The 21,808-nt window shown below is 47.8% G+C and carries 13 protein-coding genes and 1 tRNA gene; 10 read left to right on the top strand and 4 right to left on the bottom strand.

Annotated features, from left to right (window positions below; translation table 11 throughout):
* Positions 1 to 131: 131 nt before the first annotated feature.
* Positions 132 to 258: transfer RNA gene (locus ACR6Z4_RS00440), tRNA-OTHER, on the bottom strand.
* A gap of 778 nt (positions 259 to 1,036) precedes the next feature.
* On the opposite strand from ACR6Z4_RS00440, the gene ACR6Z4_RS00445 reads away from it, so the two are divergent.
* The 9 genes from ACR6Z4_RS00445 (at position 1,037) to ACR6Z4_RS00485 (ending at position 17,967) form a co-directional block, all read left to right on the top strand.
* The gene (locus tag ACR6Z4_RS00445; protein WP_479715234.1) at positions 1,037 to 2,935 is read left to right on the top strand and encodes a response regulator; all 1,899 of its coding nucleotides are present in this window, start codon (positions 1,037 to 1,039) and stop codon (positions 2,933 to 2,935) included.
* A complete protein-coding gene (locus ACR6Z4_RS00450) occupies positions 2,932 to 6,945 on the top strand; it encodes a PAS domain-containing protein (RefSeq protein WP_479715235.1) in 4,014 nt (1,337 codons plus the stop codon). The genes ACR6Z4_RS00445 and ACR6Z4_RS00450 overlap by 4 nt, the downstream gene beginning before the upstream one ends.
* Before the next feature lie 193 nt (positions 6,946 to 7,138).
* The gene (locus tag ACR6Z4_RS00455; RefSeq protein WP_479715236.1) at positions 7,139 to 7,516 is read left to right on the top strand and encodes a response regulator; all 378 of its coding nucleotides are present in this window, start codon (positions 7,139 to 7,141) and stop codon (positions 7,514 to 7,516) included.
* A 471-nt stretch (positions 7,517 to 7,987) separates the two neighbouring features.
* Complete coding sequence (locus ACR6Z4_RS00460) at positions 7,988 to 8,368, top strand: response regulator (RefSeq protein WP_479715237.1); 381 nt, start codon at positions 7,988 to 7,990, stop codon at positions 8,366 to 8,368.
* A 177-nt stretch (positions 8,369 to 8,545) separates the two neighbouring features.
* The gene (locus ACR6Z4_RS00465) at positions 8,546 to 8,740 is read left to right on the top strand and encodes a hypothetical protein (RefSeq protein WP_479715238.1); all 195 of its coding nucleotides are present in this window, start codon (positions 8,546 to 8,548) and stop codon (positions 8,738 to 8,740) included.
* 105 nt (positions 8,741 to 8,845) lie between these two features.
* Entirely contained in the window at positions 8,846 to 9,235 is a 390-nt protein-coding gene (locus ACR6Z4_RS00470) for a hypothetical protein (protein ID WP_479715239.1), read from the top strand.
* Positions 9,236 to 9,249: 14 nt separating this feature from the next.
* A complete protein-coding gene (locus tag ACR6Z4_RS00475) occupies positions 9,250 to 14,883 on the top strand; it encodes a PAS domain-containing protein (RefSeq protein ID WP_479715240.1) in 5,634 nt (1,877 codons plus the stop codon).
* A gap of 171 nt (positions 14,884 to 15,054) precedes the next feature.
* Complete coding sequence (locus ACR6Z4_RS00480; RefSeq protein WP_479715241.1) at positions 15,055 to 16,041, top strand: GGDEF domain-containing response regulator; 987 nt, start codon at positions 15,055 to 15,057, stop codon at positions 16,039 to 16,041.
* Positions 16,042 to 16,182: 141 nt separating this feature from the next.
* A complete protein-coding gene (locus ACR6Z4_RS00485) occupies positions 16,183 to 17,967 on the top strand; it encodes a response regulator (protein WP_479715242.1) in 1,785 nt (594 codons plus the stop codon).
* 21 nt (positions 17,968 to 17,988) lie between these two features.
* On the opposite strand, the gene ACR6Z4_RS00490 is transcribed toward ACR6Z4_RS00485, so the two are convergent.
* Both ACR6Z4_RS00490 and ACR6Z4_RS00495 read right to left on the bottom strand, forming a co-directional pair.
* Positions 17,989 to 18,477 carry a sterol desaturase family protein gene (locus ACR6Z4_RS00490; protein ID WP_479715243.1) on the bottom strand — a complete coding sequence of 163 codons (489 nt, stop codon included), beginning with the start codon at positions 18,475 to 18,477 and terminating at the stop codon, positions 17,989 to 17,991.
* 307 nt (positions 18,478 to 18,784) lie between these two features.
* Complete coding sequence (locus tag ACR6Z4_RS00495; protein ID WP_479715244.1) at positions 18,785 to 19,912, bottom strand: aromatic ring-hydroxylating dioxygenase subunit alpha; 1,128 nt, start codon at positions 19,910 to 19,912, stop codon at positions 18,785 to 18,787.
* Positions 19,913 to 20,110: 198 nt separating this feature from the next.
* On the opposite strand from ACR6Z4_RS00495, the gene ACR6Z4_RS00500 reads away from it, so the two are divergent.
* Positions 20,111 to 20,293, top strand: a complete 183-nt coding sequence (locus ACR6Z4_RS00500; protein WP_479715245.1) for a hypothetical protein — start codon at positions 20,111 to 20,113, stop codon at positions 20,291 to 20,293.
* 36 nt (positions 20,294 to 20,329) lie between these two features.
* Here the strand turns inward: ACR6Z4_RS00500 and ACR6Z4_RS00505 are convergent, their stop codons facing one another.
* Positions 20,330 to 21,703 carry a cytochrome P450 gene (locus ACR6Z4_RS00505; RefSeq protein ID WP_479715246.1) on the bottom strand — a complete coding sequence of 458 codons (1,374 nt, stop codon included), beginning with the start codon at positions 21,701 to 21,703 and terminating at the stop codon, positions 20,330 to 20,332.
* Between the last annotated feature and the right edge of the window lie 105 nt (positions 21,704 to 21,808).

A 21,808-nucleotide genomic window follows, 5' to 3' on the forward strand; every position in this document is an offset into this window, starting at 1 on the left:
GACATTGGCAGGGTGGGAGTTGCACCCACATCTCGCGTTTGGAAGACGATAACCCTCATTCTTCGGCCCTCGCGGGCAAGGTATGAACAAGGATGTTTTCGCGTTCTACTGTTAAACTACCTGCCAGTATTTGGTGTAGCGGCGCGGGAGTTGCACCCGCACCTCCGACAATTAAGGGGGAGTCGAATTTAAGCGATAACCCTTAATTTGCGTCCCGTTAGGGCAAAAATGGTGCTCTACGATTGAGCTAGCCGCCACATGATCGGTCGTCGTTGTGAGTGGGATATAGATGGAAGGGGATTGTTATTTCGAATGTTGAAGTTCGCTGTATCCGTCCCTCTGTCCTGCTCCCTGTCCTTCAATGTATTTAGAATAAATGTCAGATCTTCCCCTAAGCCAGTGAGGGTGGAATGGGGCTTAAAGCAAGGTGCGATCGCCTGTTCAGAGCTAGGGGAAGGAGGGAACCTGGGGGATTCCCTCAGGTTTTTCACCCTATTTACAGCGCTTTGCACTTGGATATGTTTGGATTTTTTGTCGTGTGCCGCGCTCTGCGCGGCACACGACAAAAAATCTGTGGCTTAAGCAATTGAAAATTGCTGTAAGGCGTGTGGATTGAAGCGACGCTATACCGATGGATCATTGCGTTGCCGCATGCTCAGCCATGTTGCCGAATGTTCAGCCATTATTCCTGCTATGCATTCCGCCTGATGTCCCATGCAGAATCGAGGGGAGCAAGTTTAAACTTAGGAGCGTGGATTTAATAAAACCCGATTCTTTTTGAGAGAGCGGCGGCGGAGCCGCCGCTCTCTCAAAAAGAATAAAACCGAAGATTGATTTTTGGCAGCGCGGCTCCGCCGCGCTGCCAAAAATCAACGTCCGAGTTTTAATTTGTGATCCTTAGTGCAACTGAAGGTTTCATACATTTTTAATTCAGATCCTTCAAACAGATTTGGTATCATCTGCAAAAATGACCCTCGAATCAGCTATGCCTATATTCAACGATCAGCCTATTCGCAGCAGGTAGAGTAGAGTCAGCGTGAAAATTTTGCTCGTAGAAGATGACCCGGCAACTCGGACGCTGCTTGAAAAAGCCTTAGCCGCTTACCATACAGTTGATGTTGCCGAAGACGGGCGCTCCGCAATGGCGTTGGCTGAACAGGTTGCCTATGATTTGTTGGTGTTGGATGTGTGTATCCCCGAACATGATGGCATCAGCGTTTGCAAAGATCTGCGAGGGCATGGATGTCAGACGCCAATTTTATTGCTGACGGCAAAAGATGGGGCTGGCGATCGCATTTTGGGGTTAGATGCTGGGGCAGATGACTATATGGTCAAGCCCTTTCATATCCCAGAACTATTAGCGCGGATTCGGGCATTATTGCGACGCGGCAAAACTACCACAACGGCGGCTGTCACCTGGGGCAATTTGCAGTTGGATAGCGCAACCCATGAGGTGTGCTATGGAGAACAGCCATTACGCTTGACCCCGAAGGAATTTAACATCCTGGAATTACTGCTCTCTAATCCCCAACGGATTTTCAGTCGTTCTACGATGATCGATCGCCTGTGGGAATTTGGCGATCCCCCAACCGAAAGTGCGATCAGTAGCCATATCAAAGCGATTCGGCAAAAGTTAAAAGCGGCTGGAGCCACTCAAGATTTGATTGAGACGATTTATGGCTTTGGCTATCGCTTGCGATCGCTCGACGGCACACCGACTAATCCTCCGGCTCAATCTGGCAATCCCATTGAGGCAGAAACCGAGGCAGAGATGGCTGATGCGATCATGTCTGAGCTATGGGATCGCTTCAAAGAGTCCTTTGTCACCCAGCTTGATGTGTTAGATCAAGCGGTAGTTGCGTTGCAACAGGGTACCCTGACTGCGGAATTGCAACAACAAGCCAAACAAACTGTTCACAAATTAGTGGGATCGCTGGGTGTTTATGGATTTCCCCAGGGATCTGTGTTAGCCAAACAAATCGAGGACTTGCTGCATCCGGATATTGCCCTGGAAGCTGTCGAAATTCAGCAGATGGCTGAGTGGATAGCGGTTTTGCGGCAGGACATGAACCAGAAATCTAAATCTGTCGTACCGTCTCTCTCACGGACTGTGCAATTGCCGCAGATATTAGTCGTTGATGATGATGAAGCCTTGACCGAACGCCTTAAGGCAGAGGCAACCGCGCGATCGCTTCAGATCACCACGGCACCTCATCCCGTGGCGGCCCAACACCTGCTCGATCGCACCCCGCCCGATGCCATTTTGCTCGATCTGACGTTTGCCGATCCCCCTGCCAATCTTCTTACGGATGGGTTTACCTGGCTGAAAACCTTGAAGCAACACTATCCTCAGATTCCGGTATTAGTGTTTACGGGGCGAGATAGTCTGAGCGATCGCATTACAGCCAGCCGATTGGGCGCACAAACCTTCCTGCAAAAACCTGTGACACCCGACCAAATTTTTCACGCCATACACACTACGCTCAATCAAGCCAATACTCACGCCCTCACAGCTGAACCCACACCGGCAGGTAACGTCCTGGTAGTGGATGACGATCCGCTGATTTTACACCAGGTGTCGGCAATCCTAACTCCCTGGGGATTGCACGTCACAACCTTGCTAGAACCCCAACGATTTTGGCAAGAACTGACCCGGACAACCCCTGATCTGGTGATTTTAGATATTGAGTTGCCCGAATTAAATGGTATGGAACTCTGTCAGGTGGTCAGGAATGACTCCCAATGGGGCAATCTACCCATACTGTTTCTGACAGCCCATCAAGAGGTAGACACCATCGTTGAAGCCTTTGCCGTCGGGGGTGATGACTACATGCGCAAACCCATTCTGGCAGCAGAGTTGGTGGCTCGGGTGCTCAATCGTTTGGAAGTAGGACAAATACGTCGGCAGCACAGAGGAGAGAGCAAGGCATTATGACGAGGGAATCGCGCATTGCTTCAAATACCACGTTGGATACTGCTTTCACCAGTGACGACTACGCCATCGATCGGGAGATGATGCAACTGGCGTTGACCTCTGCCCAGGTTGGGATATGGGATTGGGATATGGTGACCGGGTTGATTCGCTGGAACCGGGAGCATGAGCAGTTATTTGGCTTACCGCCGGGTGGGTTTGATGGCAAATATGAAACTTTCGATCGCCATCTTCATCCCGACGATCGCGACGCCCTCAACCTGGCTATTCAACAGGCAATTCAGGGGCACAGTAGCTACTTGCACGAATATCGCATTATCTGGGCAGATGGCAGCATTCACTGGCTGGAAGGGCGCGGCAATGCCATGTATGACGAAACGGGGCAACCGATCCGCATGCTCGGCACGTTGATGGCAATTAGCGATCGCAAACAAGCCCAACTCTTGCTGCAACAGCAGGTTAAGCAACAACGGCTGATCATGGAGATGACCCAGCGGATTCGCCAATCTCTCAACTTGCCGGAGGTGTTGCAAACGACGGTTGATGAAGTGCGCCAGTTTCTACAAGTCGATCGCGTGATTATCTTTGGGTTTATGCCCGATTGGGGTGGTCGAGTGACCGTTGAGTCGGTGATTGATCCAACCCTAACCATTTACCCGTTTGACATCTATGACCCCTGTATCGGTGAGAAATATGTTGAACCTTTTCGCCAGGGCTTAGTGACCGCAAAAGCAGATATTTATACGGCTGATATTAGCCCCTGCCATGTTGAGTTTCTGGCACAATTTCAGGTCAAAGCCAATCTGGTCGTTCCGATTCTCAAGCATGATGAATTATGGGGGTTGCTGGCAGCGCATCACTGTGCCGCTCCTCGCCCGTGGCAGGATTCTGAGATCGATTTACTGCGACAGATTGCGTCGCATGTGGGGATTGCTCTGCAACAATCTGAGCTTTTAGAACAGGTGCAAACAGAATTGGATGAGCGGAAGCAAGCTGAAGTTGCCTTGCGGCAAAGTGAAACGCGATTGGGCTTAGCACAATCGGTAAGCAACTCTGCGGTATGGGATTGGGATATTGCCTCCCACACGCTGATCTGGTCGCCGGAATATTACCAACTCTATGGGCTTGATCCCCATACGGAAGCGAGCTATGAGAATTGGTTGCGGTGCGTTCACCCGGACGATCGAGAACAGGTGAACCAGAAAACGTTACAGGCTTTAGCAACCCACCAGGTTGAGTTAAGAACAGAATTTCGCGTCATCCGTGCGGATGGTGTGCGCTGGTTTGCTGGCATCGGGCAAGTTTTTCGCAACCCGGCAGGAGAAGCGATTCGGGTCATTGGTATTGCGATCGACATTACGCTACAAAAACAAACAGAAATCGCCTTACAAACCCTCAATCTTGAACTAGAACAACGGGTGGTCGAACGGACTGAAGAGCTGACGGCATTAACCGATCGGTTACTGATTGCACTCAAAGAGCAATCCCAAACTGAAGCTGCTTTGAGAGAGAGTGAAGAACGGCGACGCTTGACGCTAGACTTAACCCACATTGGCACCTGGGATTTGCATTTATTGACGGGTAAGGCGATCTGGAGTGATCATTCGTTTACCCTGTTAGGGCTTCCTGCCGATACATCAGACGCAAGCTACACTCTATGGCGCGATCGCATTCATCCAGATGATCGAGATTGGGTCGAACAACGGCTGCAACAGGCGATCGCCACCCATACGGAATATGTTGTAGAACATCGAGTCGTGTATCCAGATAGCTCTGTCCATTGGATCATGATACGGGCACGAGCTGTCTATGATGAATCGGGGCAACCTATGCGCATATTGGGAGTTTTGTTTGATATCAGCGATCGCAAACAAGCAGAACAAATGCTGGCACTTCAGGCGGTGGTGACCCGCAACATGGCAGAGGGCATTTGCTTAATCAGAGCGGATAATGGCGTGATTGTCTATGCCAATCCTAAATTTGAGCAGATGTTTGGTTATGATGCTGGAGAGTTAGACGGACAGCATGTTGCAATCGTCAACTATGCCAGTGAATTAGTCACCGCTGAAGAGGTGAATCAAGCGATTCGGGCAACCGTTTTACAAACCAGTGAAGCGAGTTATGAAGTACAGAATGTCAAGAAAGATGGAACACCGTTTTGGTGCAATGCAACATGCTCTGTATTTCAGCATCCTGAATATGGTGATGTCCTCGTTGCCATTCATCAAGATATTACGGCTCGCAAACAAGCAGAAGGTGCTCTGCAACAGCAGAGTAGGCAACAACAATTGCTCTGGAACATTACTCAGTCGATTCGCCAATCGCTCGATCTCGGCGTTATTCTCAAGGCAGCAGTCGATGAGGTTATGCAAGTATTAGAGGTCGATCGAGTGGCAGTCTATCGCTTTAACTCCAACTGGAGTGGCGATTTTATTGTGGAGTCTGTGGCACCCGGTTGGATCAAGTTGGTAGAAGATGACATCGACAAAGTGTGGGAAGATACCTATCTACAAGAGACTCAGGGTGGGCGCTTTCGCAATCACGAAAGTTTTGTCGTATCCGATATTTATACGGCTGATTTACAGCCCTGTCATATTCAACTATTAGAGCAGTTTCAAGCACGAGCGTATGCGATCACTCCCATTTTTGTCGGCGACTCTCTCTGGGGTCTGTTTGCGATTTACCAAAATTCTATCCCCTACGCTTGGAAGTCATGGGAAGTCGGGCTGCTGAAACAAATTGCTAACCAACTGGCGATCGCGATTCAGCAATCTCAGCTTTACAGCCAACTTCAGCTAGAGTTACAAGAACGCAAGCAAACCACTGCCACCATTCGCGAAGCCGAGCGCCGCTGGCGGTCGCTATTAGACAATGTGCAGTTGATTGTCGTAGGTCTAGATCAATCTGGCAATGTTAACTATATCAATCCGTTTTTCCTGAGCCTTACCGGATATACTCAAACCGAAGTGTTGGGTAAGAGTTGGTTTGACAATTTTTTACCCCCTTGCCATCAAGCAACCATTCAATCTGTTTTTTCTGATGTTCTCAGCCAAAATGCTCATCCCTACTACCAGAATTCTATTCTGACTAAATCTGGTGAAGAACGATTTATCGCCTGGAACAATACCATGCTGAAAGACTCTGATGGTAAGACCATTGGCACGATCAGTATTGGCGAAGATATCACCGAACGGCAGCGGGTAGAGAAAATGAAAAATGAGTTTATTTCCATCGTGAGTCATGAACTCCGAACACCGTTGACCTCGATTCGAGGTTCCTTGGGGTTATTGGCAACGGGGGTAATGGATGATGAACCCGCTGAAATGAGGCGGATGATAGAGATTGCGGCGATCGATACCGAACGCTTGGTGCGCCTGGTCAATGATGTATTGGATCTGGAAAAATTAGAAAGTGGTAAAGTTTCATTAGTACGAGAATGGTGCGATGTGGCTGACCTGATGCAGCGATCGCTTGAAGTAATGCAAAGTAGCGCTCAGGAAGTAGACGTTGAGTTAGTCGTTTATTCCCTGTCCATGCAAATTTGGGTTGCTCCTGACCGCATTATTCAAACATTTACCAACTTACTCAGCAACGCTATCAAGTTCTCCCCTCCAGGGGGCACCGTTACTTTATCAGCGAGTTTGAAAAGACAAGAGATAAAGGAAATAGCAGAGATGAAGACAGGATCTCCCCTATCTCCCCCCTCTCCCCTATCTCCCCCCTCTCCCCTATCTCCCTCCTCTTCCTCAATCACCCAGATCCTGTTCTCGATTCACGATCAAGGGCGAGGTATTCCGGCTGAAAAGCTAGAAAGTATCTTTGGACGCTTTCAGCAGGTCGATGCATCAGACTCCCGCGATAAGGGCGGAACAGGTTTGGGGCTGGCAATCTGTCAGTCTATTGTGCAACAGCATGACGGTCAGATCTGGGCTGAGAGCAATTGGGGGCAGGGAAGTACATTTTTCTTCTCGTTACCCTTGCATGGTCATACCAGTTCGGGTAACGGTTTGTAAAACCTTTTAATACCGTTTTTATGGGAATGCTCAAGGGTATGAAGTACACGGCGTGATGTGACTCTGTAAAGCTATGCAAGATCTGTAGCAAGAATTTGGAGACGTGGTGTAATTTGTAATAGGGATATTTGGTGTCCGCACTGCTTGCGCTCAATTGGGTACTCTAAAACAGATTCAATAGTGAGGCAGAGTAATGGCAGCTAAACGAATCTTGATTGTGGACGATGAAGAACGGATTCGTGAAGTGGTGCGGGCGTGTTTGGTAAAGCTTGCCAAATGGGAAGCAACGACGGCTGCATCGGGGCCGGAAGCGATCGAAACGGCTGTATCTGAGCAACCCGATGCCATTTTGTTAGATATTTCAATGCCGGGGATGGATGGGGTAGAAACCTTTCAACACCTCCAAGCCAACTCGCAAACGCAAGCGATCCCGGTGATTCTCTTGACTGCCAAAGTACAACCGTTGGAACAAGCTCAGTATCAGCAATTGGGAGTTGTGGGGTTAATTGTTAAGCCGTTTGACCCCGTACAAATCTCAAAAGAAATTAGCCGCTTGTTGGGTTGGGGCTAGATCGATAGAAAACTTAATATTTTTTTCAGAATTGAGTAGATTTCTCCAAAATTTCTCCATATTTTGTTTCTAATCTGGAAGGGTGACATTGCTGAATTCTGGTCTTGAGCGTTACACGCTCAAGACCAGAACAATGATGGGTTAAGTCGTGACGTAGAGCGGCGCTGTTCAACTCGTTACCTGGGTGTTGCTAATACATGAATGAATCGTGAGTGCTACTACCGTGGGTCGTCCCCTAAATCCCCTAGATCCTTTAAATCCCTAAAGCTGAAGGACTTTAAGAAATCTGGCTCACTCAGTATGCGGGCTGAGGCGCAAATTCATCCGGCTATTTAGCAACGGTTCACGTGTCTTAACTCGATGGTTTAGAGCGATCGCCATCTCCTCCAAGCATTCAGATCTGCGACCAATGTTCAAATCAGCGTTCAAATCAACCAGGTTGCTCAAATCAAACCAGTAGAGTGGGGTAAAATGACCACCCGACGAATTTTAGTTGTAGATGACGAAGCCAGCATTCGAGAAGTTGTGGCACTCTGCCTAAAACGGTTGGGAGGTTGGGAGGTATCGGTCGCAACGTCCGGACAGGAAGCACTGCATCAGGCACGCACTGAACCCCCCGATGCCATTGTTTTGGATGTGATGATGCCCGAAATGGATGGATTTACTTTTTTAAAGTATCTCCGTTCCGACCCCACCACCCAACCCATCCCGGTGGTGTTACTGACAGCCAATAGTTACCTGCCCAATTCGCATCAGTTCTCTGAGTTGGGCATCGTGTTGACGATTTCTAAGCCATTCCAAGTCCTCGAATTGGTCAATCAAATTGCTCAGGCTATGGGTTGGTCACTTTAACAATCTGATTACGTAAAGATTTTAGTAGTTTTTGCAAAAAAACGTAGCTAAAATCTCCTTAATCTCCACAATTTCTTCAAAATATTCTCTTATTGTTCAATTTAGAGCAACTTGAAAACCAACTTCAGGCTCTTTTTGAATCAGTTTATCGTCTCACTTTTAGCAAGGTATTTAAAAATGAATGCGTGTCCTTGTTGTTCCAACCCAATGCTGCGTCATATCCGCCCCCATCAGGTTTACTGGTTTTGCCGCAGTTGCTGGCAAGAGATGCCGTTAATCGATTCATCTCCCACTTACAGTTTGAGTTCATCCACTTTAGAGCATTATTTTGCCTCCTGTGCTTTGAAGAAGCGATCGCTCGCCAGCGTTTAAGTTTTCACAGTGGCTTTAATAAAGTCAGGTTACTCGCTCAATTCAACTCATTTGGTACCCAACTTCTATTGACATATACCCTCTATCGATATTGCTGATTTCCCTATGAAAACCATCGATCAAATCTATCACTGTCAAATGCCCGGTCAAGGGTTTGGAATCTGGCAACTGCAATGCCGTCTCCGCATTTTTCAACCCCACGAAGAAGTGCAAACTGTGATGATTACAAATATGGGGTTTGAGATGGGCTGGTTTATTCCCTATGTCGTCGAAAACTTGGTAGACCAGATTGTGCAAGAGTTTCATCTCAATCCGGGTAAACTAATTTGGATCGAACATTACACGTCAGATTTGAGGAAACCAGACGACACAGATTTTAGCCACGTTACCTTTGACTGGCACGATGGAAAAGCTATCAACCCCCAGTGGACTGCGATCGCCCCCTCAATAGTCCAAGCCCTGATTAATGAAGATTTACAACTGTTACTGGCCTAAGAGGTGGGCTGCGTGTGAAACAACAACAGAAATACCGATGGGTACAAAGGTTTTCAAAAACCTGCCTGCATTACTGTATTCCCCTGTTGTTGGGCATTGTTTTCACAATGGCAGTCTTAGGGCTATGGCAACAATTTTTAATGCGAGAGCAACTGCATATTCAGCAGTTAGTGCAGCAAGAAGCAGATGCCATTGAGTTAGACCTCAATCGAGAACTTTCCAGCCGCGTTTTGGGTCTTCACCGTCTGGCAAATCGCTGGCAAGCCAGTGGTGGCACTCCGCGATCGCTTTGGGAGGCAGATGTAGCCGACTATATTGAGCACTATTACGGGTTTCAGGCGATCGAGTGGGTTGATCCTTCCTTTCATGTCCGTTGGATTATGCCACTCCAGGGGAATGAATCTGCTCAAAACCTCGATCTGAGCCAGGAACCGCGTCGCCAAATTGCGCTGAGTGTTGCACGCAATCTGCGTCAGACCCTTTTGAGCCAGACTCTAACCTTGACACAAGGCGGTAAAGGGTTTATCGTCTGTATCCCTCTATTTATCGAAAGTCCCGATGGGGTAACAGGCGATCGCTTTGATGGCTTTATCCTGGGTGTCTTTCGGTATCAAACTTTATTTGACAGTATTTTAAAAGTCTCACCTCGATATACCGTTCAAATCAATGATCGCCACGGGCTGATCTATAGCCAGGGCACTGTTTTGCCCTCAAGTCTGGCTAAGTCTGCTACTATCTCAGCCTATGGTGCAGACTGGCGGGTGCAAGTTGTGCCAACGGCAACGTTAATTGCAGAAGGGCGATCGCCCCTGCCTACAGTGGTGTTGTGGGGTGGTTTGGTCTGTGCCTGGATATTGTCTCTGGCGATAGCACTGTGGCAACGCTCAGAACGTCATGCCCACCGGGCAAAGCAGAGCAATCAGCAACTACAACAAGCCATCCGTTATCGTCAACAGGTCGAAGCCAGCTTAATCGAAAGTACAGAACGTTTGCAACTTGCCCTGGAAGCCTCCGGCGAAGGATGGTGGGATTGGGATATCCCAACCGGAAATGTCGATCGGAGTCCGCAATATTTGCGCATCTTGGGCTATGGGATTGGTGAATTTCAAGATGTTGTCGAGAGTTGGAAAGACTCCGTTCATCCGGATGATTTTCCTGTGATGATGGGGCGATTGAACTCACATCTGCAAAATGGCTCAGTGCCCTATGCCTGTGACTACCGAGTGCGAACCAAATCGGGCACTTGGCAATGGATTTCAGACTATGGCAAGGTCGTTGCTCGTGATGCTGACAATCAACCCTTACGAATGATTGGCACGTTTAAAGACATTGGCGATCGCAAAGCTGCCGAAACCGCGCTGCGCCAAAGTGAAGTGGCACTGCGCCAAAGTGAAGAAAAGTTTCGTCAACTGGCTGAAAACATTAAAGCCGTATTTTGGATGTTTGATCCGGTTGCCCGTCAGGTTCTCTATGTCAGCCCTGCTTACGAAGAAATTTGGGGATGTTCTTGCGAAGACCTCTATCGCAATGGGTCGCAATGGTTAGATATGATTCATCCGGGCGATCGCGATCGAGTGCAACAAGCCCATTTTGCTAATATATTTCAGGGAACCTACGACGCAGAATACCGGATTATTCGACCCGATGGCACCATTCGCTGGATCCATGATCGCGGCTTTACAGTAAAGACAGCGAATGCCGATACCACTCGGATTGCCGGAATTGCAGAAGATATCACCGATCGCAAGCACGCAGAAGCGATGCTACGCCGCTACGAGCGGATTGTTGCGGCTATTCCCGATTGTGTTTCCCTGGTCGATTCCAACTATATTTACCAGGTCATTAACCAGACCTACTTAACCTGGAATCAAAAATCGGTTGATGAAATTATTGGATATTCGATCAGCGATTTACTCGGGCAAGACTTTTTTGAAACGATGGCTAAGCCTGCTCTCGATCGCTGTTTGGCTGGAGATGCTCAGCAAATTGTAGAAGCATGGCTGACCTATCCCGATGGGCAGCGGCGTTTTACCAAAGCGACCTATGCCCCCTATGTAGAACAGGATGGCTCCATCTCTGGTATTGTCCTCAACGTCCATGACCTGACCAACTTAAAACAGGCAGAACTGGAAAATCAGTCGTTGCGAGAACGGCTGCAATTTCTGTTGGCAAGTAGCCCTTCTGTGCTCTACTCTTGCAAGCCAGAGGGCGATTTTAGTTGCAACTTCATCAGTGAGAATGTAACCACCCTGTTTGGCTATACTCCCGCTGAGTTTATGACAGAGCCAAACTTCTGGGCAAAGCGGCTGCATCCCGACGATGCACCGAGGGTTTTTGCTGGCTTACCGCGTCTGTTTGAGCAAGGATACTACACCCACGAATATCGTTTTCGCCATAAGCAGGGCTATTATTCTTGGGTGCAAGATGAACTCAGGCTGGTGCGCAATCAGGACGGCGAACCGATCGAATTGGTGGGGTGTTTTGCCATTATCGACGATCGCAAACAAGCAGAAATGCAACTGAAACATTTGACCGATCGCCTCAACCTGGCGGTGCAATCTGCCAAGATGGGCATCTGGGAATGGGATATGGTTAACAATCACCTGGTGTGGGATGACCGGATGTATGAACTCTACGGCATCCAATCTTCTGACTTTAGCAATACCTATGACGCATGGGAAACGGCACTCCATCCCGACGATATAGTGATGAACAACCAGGCACTTCAGCAAGCGCTGACGGGTGAGAAAAATTATGAACCCGAGTTTCGCGTGATCTGGCCGGATGGCACCCTTCACTACATTGAAGCCCATGCCCTGGTGCAACGCGCCCCCGATGGACAACCCCTGCGCCTGATCGGGGTGAATGTAGATATCAGCGATCGCAAACGCATGGAAGCCGAACGCCAGCAAGCAGAAGATGCGTTACGTCAGAGTGAAGCAACAAAACAAGCCATCATTCAAGCCATTCCTGACTTGCTCATCCGGATGCATTCAAATGGAGTCTATCTCGATTTCGTTGCTAACAGAAACTTCAATATTTTCAATATAAACTCCTTTCATAAAAATGCCACTGTATATGACATTTTGCCGTTTGACTTGGCTCAACAACGACTAAGATATGCCCAGCAAGCACTACAATCGGGTACCGTTCAGATTTACGACCAAAAAATTGTGATTGATGGCATACTTCGCTATGAAGAAGTGCGAGTTGCGCCATTATTGCAAGATGAAGTTTTGGTAATGATTCGTGATATTAGCGATCGCAAGCAAGCCGAAAATGCGTTAAAAGAGCAAGCCACGATTTTACGCATCTTTTATGAATCTTCACCACTGATGCTAGGGGTCGTAGAACTATCGGATACCGACATTCTCCATGTTTCTCACAATGCTGCGACGTTAGAGTTTTTTGGCATTACTGCCACAGAACTGACGGGAAAGTGGGCAAGTGAACTGGGTGTGCCGTCAGAGTATCTACAGCTCTGGTTAACCCACTATCGCCAAAGCCAACACCAACACCAACCGATCTGGTTTGAATATGAGGATGTGCGGGGGACACAAGTCTATTGGTTGTCGGTCATGGTTTCATTTATTGGCATTGCCGAGAGCCAGCGCCCTCAATTTTCTTATATTGTCCGAGATATTAGCGAGAGTAAACGGCTGGAATTGGAACGCCAACGGGTAGAGAGCATAAGTCAAGAACTAAAACTACTGGAAGCAATCTTAGACACTATCCTGGCAGGCTATTGGGATTGGAATCTAGTTAGCAATCAAGTCTATCTCAGTCCTGGTTTCAAACAAATGTTTGGCTATGCCGATGATGAATTATCCAATAGCCCGGAAACCTGGAAAACCCTGATTGTCCCGGATGATCTAGCCATCATGCTAGATAGCTTTGCACACCACACTCAACGTCACAGCAGCATTCCGTTTTCCAACGAAATTCGGTATCGACACAAGGATGGCTCGACGGTCTGGGTGCTGTGTTCGGGTCAGGTGATTGAATGGGATGCGGATGGCAATCCCCTGCGGATGATTGGCTGTCATATCGACATTAGCGATCGCAAATATAAAGAACTGGCTCTGCAACAAGCCATGGAAGCTGCCGAGGCGGCGAACCTGGCAAAAAGCGTTTTTCTAGCGAATATGAGTCATGAATTGCGGACTCCATTGAACGTGATTTTAGGCTTTACTCAGGTCATGGCTCACGATACATCCCTAACGCCCAATCAACACGACGATTTACTTACAATTCGTCGCAGTGGAGAACATTTACTGGGCTTAATTAACGACGTATTAGATCTGTCGAAAATTGAAGCGGGACACTTTACATTAGAAGAAACGGGATTTGATTTACTGGCATTGTTGCGAACTCTCTACACGATGATGACCGAGCAAGCAAAAGCCAAGCAAATCCAGCTAGAATTCGACATCGCTCCAGAGGTGCCCCAATTTATCATTGCAGACGAACAAAAGCTGCGTCAGATTCTCCTCAATCTACTCAGCAATGCGATCAAGTTTACCAATCGGGGCAGTGTCACGGTAAGCGTTAAGCCTCATGCCTTGCAGAACAGCCCTAGTGTATCCGCGTTACCGCCAACCCGACAAGAATCAGCCGATGCAGAGCCAGAAGCGTCTCCGGTTCTGCGGCTGCAATTTGAAGTGACAGATACAGGCATTGGTGTAACCCCAACAGACCAACAGATCATCTTCGATGCCTTTGTTCAGGCAGAAGCGGGCAAAAAATCTATGAGTGGTACTGGCTTAGGGCTAACCATCAGCAGTAAATTGCTGGAATTGATGAAGGGTGATATTTCAGTCCACAGTGTGCCCAATGTTGGGAGTACGTTCAAATTTACGGTTCCCGTTTGCCCGACCAGTCATATTCCGACTCAATCGGACTCGCTCGATCGCTTTGTCATCGGGCTAGCTCCTGGTCAACCCCATCGGCGGATCTTAGTGGTCGATGATCAACGCGAAAATCGCATGGTGTTGGTGCGGTTGCTGACTCAATTGGGTCTGGATGTGAGAGAAGCTGAAAACGGGCAAGATGCTATTCAAATCTGGCAGGACTGGCGACCAGATCTGACCTGGATGGATATTTGGATGCCTGGTTTAGATGGCTATGAAGCAACGAAGTGGATTAGAAATTTTGAGCAAGAAAACCAGGGTGCCAGAAAATCAGACACTGAGGGAACCCAGGGTTCTATCTCTCCTTGCATCATTATTGCCCTGACGGCACAAGCCTCGCAGAGCGATCGCAACCTGGCTCTTGCTGCCGGGTGCAATGACTATATTAGCAAGCCTTTTCGAGAAGAAATGTTGTTGCTAAAACTGAGAGAATACCTGGGATTAGAGTATTTGTATGCCGACGCTATTGCGTCCCCTGCAAGTCCGTTTATGACCCCATCGAGCGATGCCGAGAACACTGCCAACGTCCTTGACCCCACCTTGTTTGCTTCGTTATCGACCGAATGGCTACAGGCGTTAGAAAAGGCAGCCGTCTGTGGGAATGATCGAGCGATCGCAGAACTTGCCATGCAATTGTCGCCAGAGTTTGCCCCACTGGGTACCCAGTTAATTGCACTGGCCGACCAATTTGAATTTGAGAACATTATCCGGCTGATTCACGAGCATTCGTCTGCCTGATGAATGCAATCATAATTGCAACTTCAACTGTAATTTCAACTGCACAGCTAAAACTCTTGCCCCTGAGAATCCTGCTCCTGAGAATCTTGCCCCCTACAAAGAACACCGTTTGAATCAAACCTTATGACTGGACGCGATCGCCTGACTAACGCATCGCCTGGGAAAAACAAGATGACTCTACTAAAACCAGCTACTGAAATTCATATTCTGGTCGTGGACGATACCCCCGACAACTTGCGACTATTAGCCAAAATTTTAGAGACTCAAGGCTATCTGGTGCGCAAAGCTCTTAATGGCAAGATGGCAATTCAGGGGATTCACCACGATCCACCCGATCTGATTTTGCTAGATATTAAAATGCCGGGGATGAGTGGATTTGAGGTTTGTCAGCAGTTAAAGGCATCTGAAGACACGGCAACGATTCCTATTATTTTTATTAGTGCGATCGATCTTGTTGCCGATAAGGTGTGCGCCTTTGAAATGGGTGCGCAAGACTATATTACAAAACCTTTTCAAGAATTAGAAGTCTTGGTGCGGGTCAAAAATCAATTACTCATCAAACAGCAACGGCAACAACTGATTCAGCAAAATCAACAACTGGAGCAAGAAATTGCAGAACGACTAAACGCTGAAGCAGAAGTAAGACAGTTATCGTTGACCGATGAATTAACCGGGCTTTATAACCGACGCGGCTTCCTTTTACTTGCAGAACAACACTTGAAAATGGCACGCCGGACTCATCTCCCCTGCTGTCTTGTATTTGCGGATATTGATGGATTAAAGCACGTTAACGATACGTTAGGGCACCAAATCGGTGACCGGCTGATCAAGGATGCCGCTCAACTCCTGAAACAAACGTTTCGTGACTCAGATCTTATTGCTCGATTTGGAGGAGATGAATTCGTGGTTCTGATTCCTGCCTGTTTAAATAACACAGATGACTTACACAGTCGATTGCAAAAGAGCATTGATGGCTTTAATCAAGCAGAGGATACGGTGAGTGAAACCTGGAACCATCGACCCTATCAACTATCCATTAGCATTGGGGTGCAGTTTTGTTTGGCAACAGATGATACATCTTTAGATTGCTTATTGACACAAGCCGATCAATTAATGTATGACCATAAACGGATTAAACGTTGGGTGACTCACTCCTAAAAATACCTCTATAAGCCGAAGGGCTGGTTAAGACAGGGGCGCGGGGGCTGTGCCTCCGCACAGGGGTTCCACTCCTGCATCCCGTTCTAACGAACCATTCAATTGCCATATATTAAGCCCCCACTCAACATACTGAATTTTATGTTAAATTCTTCCCCGATTAATGTTCTAGTGGTCGATGATACTCCCGATAACCTCCGGTTATTGGCAAAAATCCTGGAGTCTCATCATTTCACCGTGCGTAAGTCACTGAATGGGAGAATGGCGCTACAAGGTGCCCGACAAGATCCCCCCGATCTAATTTTGTTAGACATCAATATGCCAGAGATGAATGGCTATGAAGTCTGCAAGCAATTAAAAGCCTCTCACGTGACTGCTCACATTCCCATTATTTTTATCAGTGCCCTTGATCAGGCGGCTGATAAAGTCCGAGCCTTTGAAATGGGTGGACAAGATTATATCACCAAGCCTTTTAATGCCCTGGAAGTGTTGGCACGCATCAAAAACCAACTCTTGATTCAACACCACCAACACCAACTTGCTCAACAAAATCAGCGGTTAGAGCAAGAAATTCAAGACCGACAAGCCGCAGAGGCTGAAGTGCGGCGATTGAATGCAAACCTAGAGCAGCAAGTTCAGAGGCGAACGCTGGAGTTACAGCAAGCCCTGAAATTTGAATCTACTCTGAAACGAATTTCTGACAAAGTTCGAGATTCATTAGATCAACATCAAATTCTGCAAAATGCAGTCGAAGAATTGGCGATCGCCCTCCAGGTTTATTGCTGTGATGCGGTGTTATACATCCCTGATCACCGCTCTTCGACGATGCGATATCAGTATACTCTATCGGGCTTAACGCTAACGGCAGAGCATCTGTTGTATATGGCAGATATCCCTGAAATTTACAACCAGCTTCAAACCCAACGGTCTTGCGTTGCTTTTTGTCAAGTTTCACCTCCAGCAATCCACCATTATTCTGCAATTCTGGTATGCCCGATTTTTGACGATCAGGTAGACCAGGTTGGCATTCTTGGAGATCTATGCTTGTTCAAAGCGACCAATGATAGTTTTAGTGATAGCGAAATTCATCTAGTACAACAGGTTGCCAATCAGTGTGCGATCGCCCTACGTCAAGCCAAATTGTATGAAGCCGCCCAGGCACAAGTTCAGGAACTGGCACGGTTGAATCGCCTCAAAGATGACTTTCTCAGCACCATTTCTCATGAGTTGCGATCGCCGATTGCCAGCATGAAAATGATGATTAATTTAATCACTAATTTAATCGAACAAGGTCACAGTCTGACCGAACAAATCTCTAAATCGCCTGTTTGCAATGATAAAGTTGGACGCTACTTTAAAGTTTTACAAGAAGAGTGCGATCGGGAACTGGCACTGGTAGAAGATCTTTTAAGTTTGCAACATATTGAAGCGGGCACCTATGCTAACCAGCCTGTGCCGCTGAATTTCCAGGATTTGATTCTGCATTTGATTGAGCCATTTGAATCGCGCACCCAAAATCAGCAACAAATCCTTCAGATCGACCTTGCACCCAACTTACCGATTCTCAGCTTTGACCCATTGGTGATCAATCGCATTATCACCGAACTCCTGAGCAATGCCTGTAAATACACGCCTGCGGGGGGAACCATTTCGGTTTCGGCTAGAATTGCTCAACATTTTACTGCCAGCCAACCTAGCCGATTCCTGGAACTTGCGATTACTAACACAGGCGTGGAAATTGCCCCCGAAGAAATGCCTCGTATCTTTGATAAGTTCTATCGTATTCCCAATCATGATCCCTGGCAGCACGGAGGTACAGGGCTGGGTTTGGCACTTGTGAAGAAGTTGGTAGAACAGATGGATGGCACGATTGAGGTTGAAAGTATCAACCAGCAAACTCGTTTTACTGTTCGTCTGAAGATTTAACCCTGTCTCCGATCGCCATCATTACCACCAACGCAATTCTAGATAGCCGCGTTCGGGTTGTTCGGGTGGGCTAGCGATCGCGCAATCGACCGCTCGATACGTACGAAAAACGTGATCCCACCAATCCACAGCTAAGCCAAAATTGTGATGCCACATGCCATATTTGTGGTGCGCATAGTGGATGGGCATAGTCATCCAAAAACACTTACCAGGATTGTCGTGTTGAAGCTGGTGAGCATAGGCAGAAAAAGCAGCATAGACCAATCCACCCAAACTCCATGCTAACCCCGCTTCCCAGGACCATACAAAGGGGATTGCCATGACGATAAAGCTACCTTTGATATAGTCTAAAAACTCTCGGATAACGCCCTGTCCTTCACCCGTGCGATGGTGACGGGTATGACGTTCTCCCAAAAACACAGACGCGTGCATCAATCGATGTATCCAATATTCAACCAGGCTCCCCAGAATAAAAGCAGCAACAAAATAAGCTAGTATTGTCATCCACATAGAATTGAAGTCTCCTTTAAACGTTGTTTTATAGCGCTGTGCAGGTTGATTCAGTACGGTGTTGTGGGGCGCTCCGCGCCCCACAACACCGTTTCTGTACTTAACGAACTTGCATACTGCTATATTTAATGGCGTTGCTGAATATAGGGATGAATAGTAAGCGATGGCAACGTGAGTAGCCCCCTAAATCCCCCAACTCAGGGGGACTTTGAGTAATCCGGCTCCCCCAGAATTGGGAGTTGGGGGGCAAATTCATACGTTATAAGATAGGCGGGTTGTGAGAGGCGCACCCCGAAGGGTGCGCCTCTCACAACCTATTGGGAATTGCTATATCAACTGGGGCAGAAGTAGATTGGGATAAATCTGCTTCGGGGTGAACTGGATGAGAGGTTTGAATAAACTGTTCATATTGCCGCACAATCAATCGTTGTAGCGCGATAATGGCTGGATTGACTTCTACATACCGTTGATGCAAATTCTTGCGATAGGTGCGTTGTTCGCTTTCAACCATGCCGACATCTTGTTCTAAAAATCGCATGAATAAGAAATGGCGGACGAGAGGAACCATCACAGGTTTAATCAAGTTCTGAAGCCACTTTGGCATATGAATCTGCGGCAAGCAGAGGAGCGAAAACGATCGCGTTTCATCGGGTCCAACTGGCAATCGCATCAAATACAGTGAAGATACCCCTTCCAGGGAATTGTGGTAGTGAGGATATTGATAATGAACTGAAACGGTGCGGGTTGTAATGCCTTGATTGTCTGTTCCCAGCCCCAGGAATTTACTCAGCCAACCTTGATAGGAGACTTTGTAGTCGGCGCAAACGGCATCTTCGGAGCTTTGCAGTTTGGTCAAGATGGGATTAAACCAGCCTTGCAAGTTTTTGTGTAAATACCCATGAAACACATCCATCGTGTTCTCGTTGCAGATGGAAAAATGGGCATGAAAGTGTCCGGTAATGGGGATAATCAAGCAGTTTGGATCAGCGTATTCGGGTACGTCGGGAAGGGGGCGATCGCTGGCTAGAGTTGGATCTCCTGGAAACACCCAAACAATGCCATATTGTTCGCGAATCGGGTAGCTGCGAACATTGGCACACGGTAGTTTCTGCGTGTCTGGAAAATAGGGAATGTTGACGCATTCTCCATTGCTATCAAATTCCCAACCATGATAGGGACAGACGACGCGATCGCCTTCTATGGCTCCTAAATGAAACTCAATTCCTTTATGGGGGCAAGCATTTTCAAGGGCATGAAGCTGGGCAGCTTGATCGCGATAGACGGCAACCGATTTTTGCCAGATTGTGACCGGAATGACTTGTCCGACTGGGATTTGGTGCGACCATGCTACCGGATACCAGTAATTCTCATTGATACCAACACTGCGAACTTTATTTTGGATGGTCTGACTTTTCAAGGTTGTTGCAAGTTCCATCACTCCTCCTGGCGCTTTTAAAGCAAGTATGAGACTTTATCGGCAAGGGTGGTGTGACTGAGCCGCACCATTATTGCCGATAAAGTCCTGTTAAACCGCTTAATCTACATAAAACTATATAGCGCTTGACGCTTTTATCTGTCAAGTTTATTCGCTGTCCTACTTCTTTCTGCCATCCTCGATCGCTGGGGTCGGGTCTTGGGTGTCAATTGTTGTAATGATTTTTTGTTGAGCGGGCGTTGCCTGCTCAACAAAAAATCATATGGTAGCTACTACCAGGAACACATGTTGGCGTTGCTGAATACAGAAATGAACGGTGAGCGATGGCAACGTCAATACAACCGATGGGATGACACCATCAGTCTGGATGAGATTGAGTAGATAGGGTGGTCAGAGTTTGATGATGGCGCTGCTCACTCAGCTGGCAGTTATAGGGACATGGGTTGAGGCTGAGGTTGTCACCATTTGCACGCCACGGGCTGGAGCCAGGGTGACGCCGCGCCGTTTGGGATATTCGGGGGTGGAATCAGCGAGTTCCATGACGTAATGACGCATCAGTGTACCAATCACCAGCTTTGCTTCAAACTGTGCCAGTACTTCTCCGATACAGCGCCGCAAGCCACCTCCAAAGGGCAAAAATTCATGCATCGAAAATTGTCGTTCTAAGAACCGTTCTGGGCGAAAGGTTTCGGGGTCGGGATATAAATCAGGACGACGATGGGTGAGATAGATGGAACCATAAAGCCGCGTTCCTGGTTGCAGATGATAGCCCATCAAGTCCATGGGTTCTTTTACTTCACGGGGAACCGTCAGCATTGCCACCGGATAGATTCGCATTGTTTCATTACAGACGGCTGTCAGGTAAGGTAATTGGGCGATCGCCATCGGGTCTGGAGATGTGCCCAAGCTGTGCAGTTCTGCCAATAATGTTTCTCGGATGTGGCGATCGCGATGAATCCAATATAGTGCCCAGGCAACTACAGTGGCAGTGGTTTCATGACCTGCCAGCAGCAGGGTCATCAGTTCATCGCGTAATTCTTCGTCACTCATCGGTTGCCCTGCTTCGTCTCGTGCTGCCATCAGCAAGCTCAAAATGTCAGAGCGTTGGGTCGTGCTGTGGGTGCGGCGATCGCTAATTTCCTCCAGTAAAGCCTGATTGATCTGTTGCTTGACGGCGAGAAAAGACCCCCAGGGGCTGCGTGAACCGAAATCTTGTTGTAGTGCCGGAAAAAACAGCGCACCGCCAATTAAAGGATTTTGTAGCCCATTGGTTAGCTTAACAATCAATGCTTTCAACGTATTAAATCGCTGTCCTTCAGAGATACCAAACACGACTTTAAGAATGACATCTAACGAGATATCTTGCATCAGTTCGCGTGCCGCAAAGGGGTTTCCGGGCGAGACTTGCTGCATCGCGGCTTTTGTGAGGTGGCAAATCAGTTCTCCATAATGGGGCAAATTTTCCCGATGAAAGGGTGGCATCAGGAGTTTGCGTTCCCGCCGATGACGTGCTCCTTCCATACAAAAAATAGAGCGATCGCCAACGATGGGCATCAGTAATTGGTTAGAGGGAGCAACAATTTGCCGGGTGTCGGGAGATAAAATCGTCTGGATTGCCTGGGGATTGCTGACAAACAAAATCACCGGAGCGTTGCCAATTACGGGAGCATTGAAGATATCCCCATAGCGTTGGCGTGCTTGATCCATATACTCCAGAGGTCGCAGGGTATAGTGCAAGGTCTGGAGCCATCGGGGTGCAGTCGATCCTTGGGGAATAGTAGTTGGGGGCATAGTTGATAAAAACTATAGACGCAGAATTTATTCTAACGAAACTACCCTGGACTCTAGCCATAAAATATTTGTCAAATTTACCTGATTGGGTGAGGTGCAGAGCAG

This window comes from Calyptranema fuscum S582 (genome assembly GCF_055793305.1).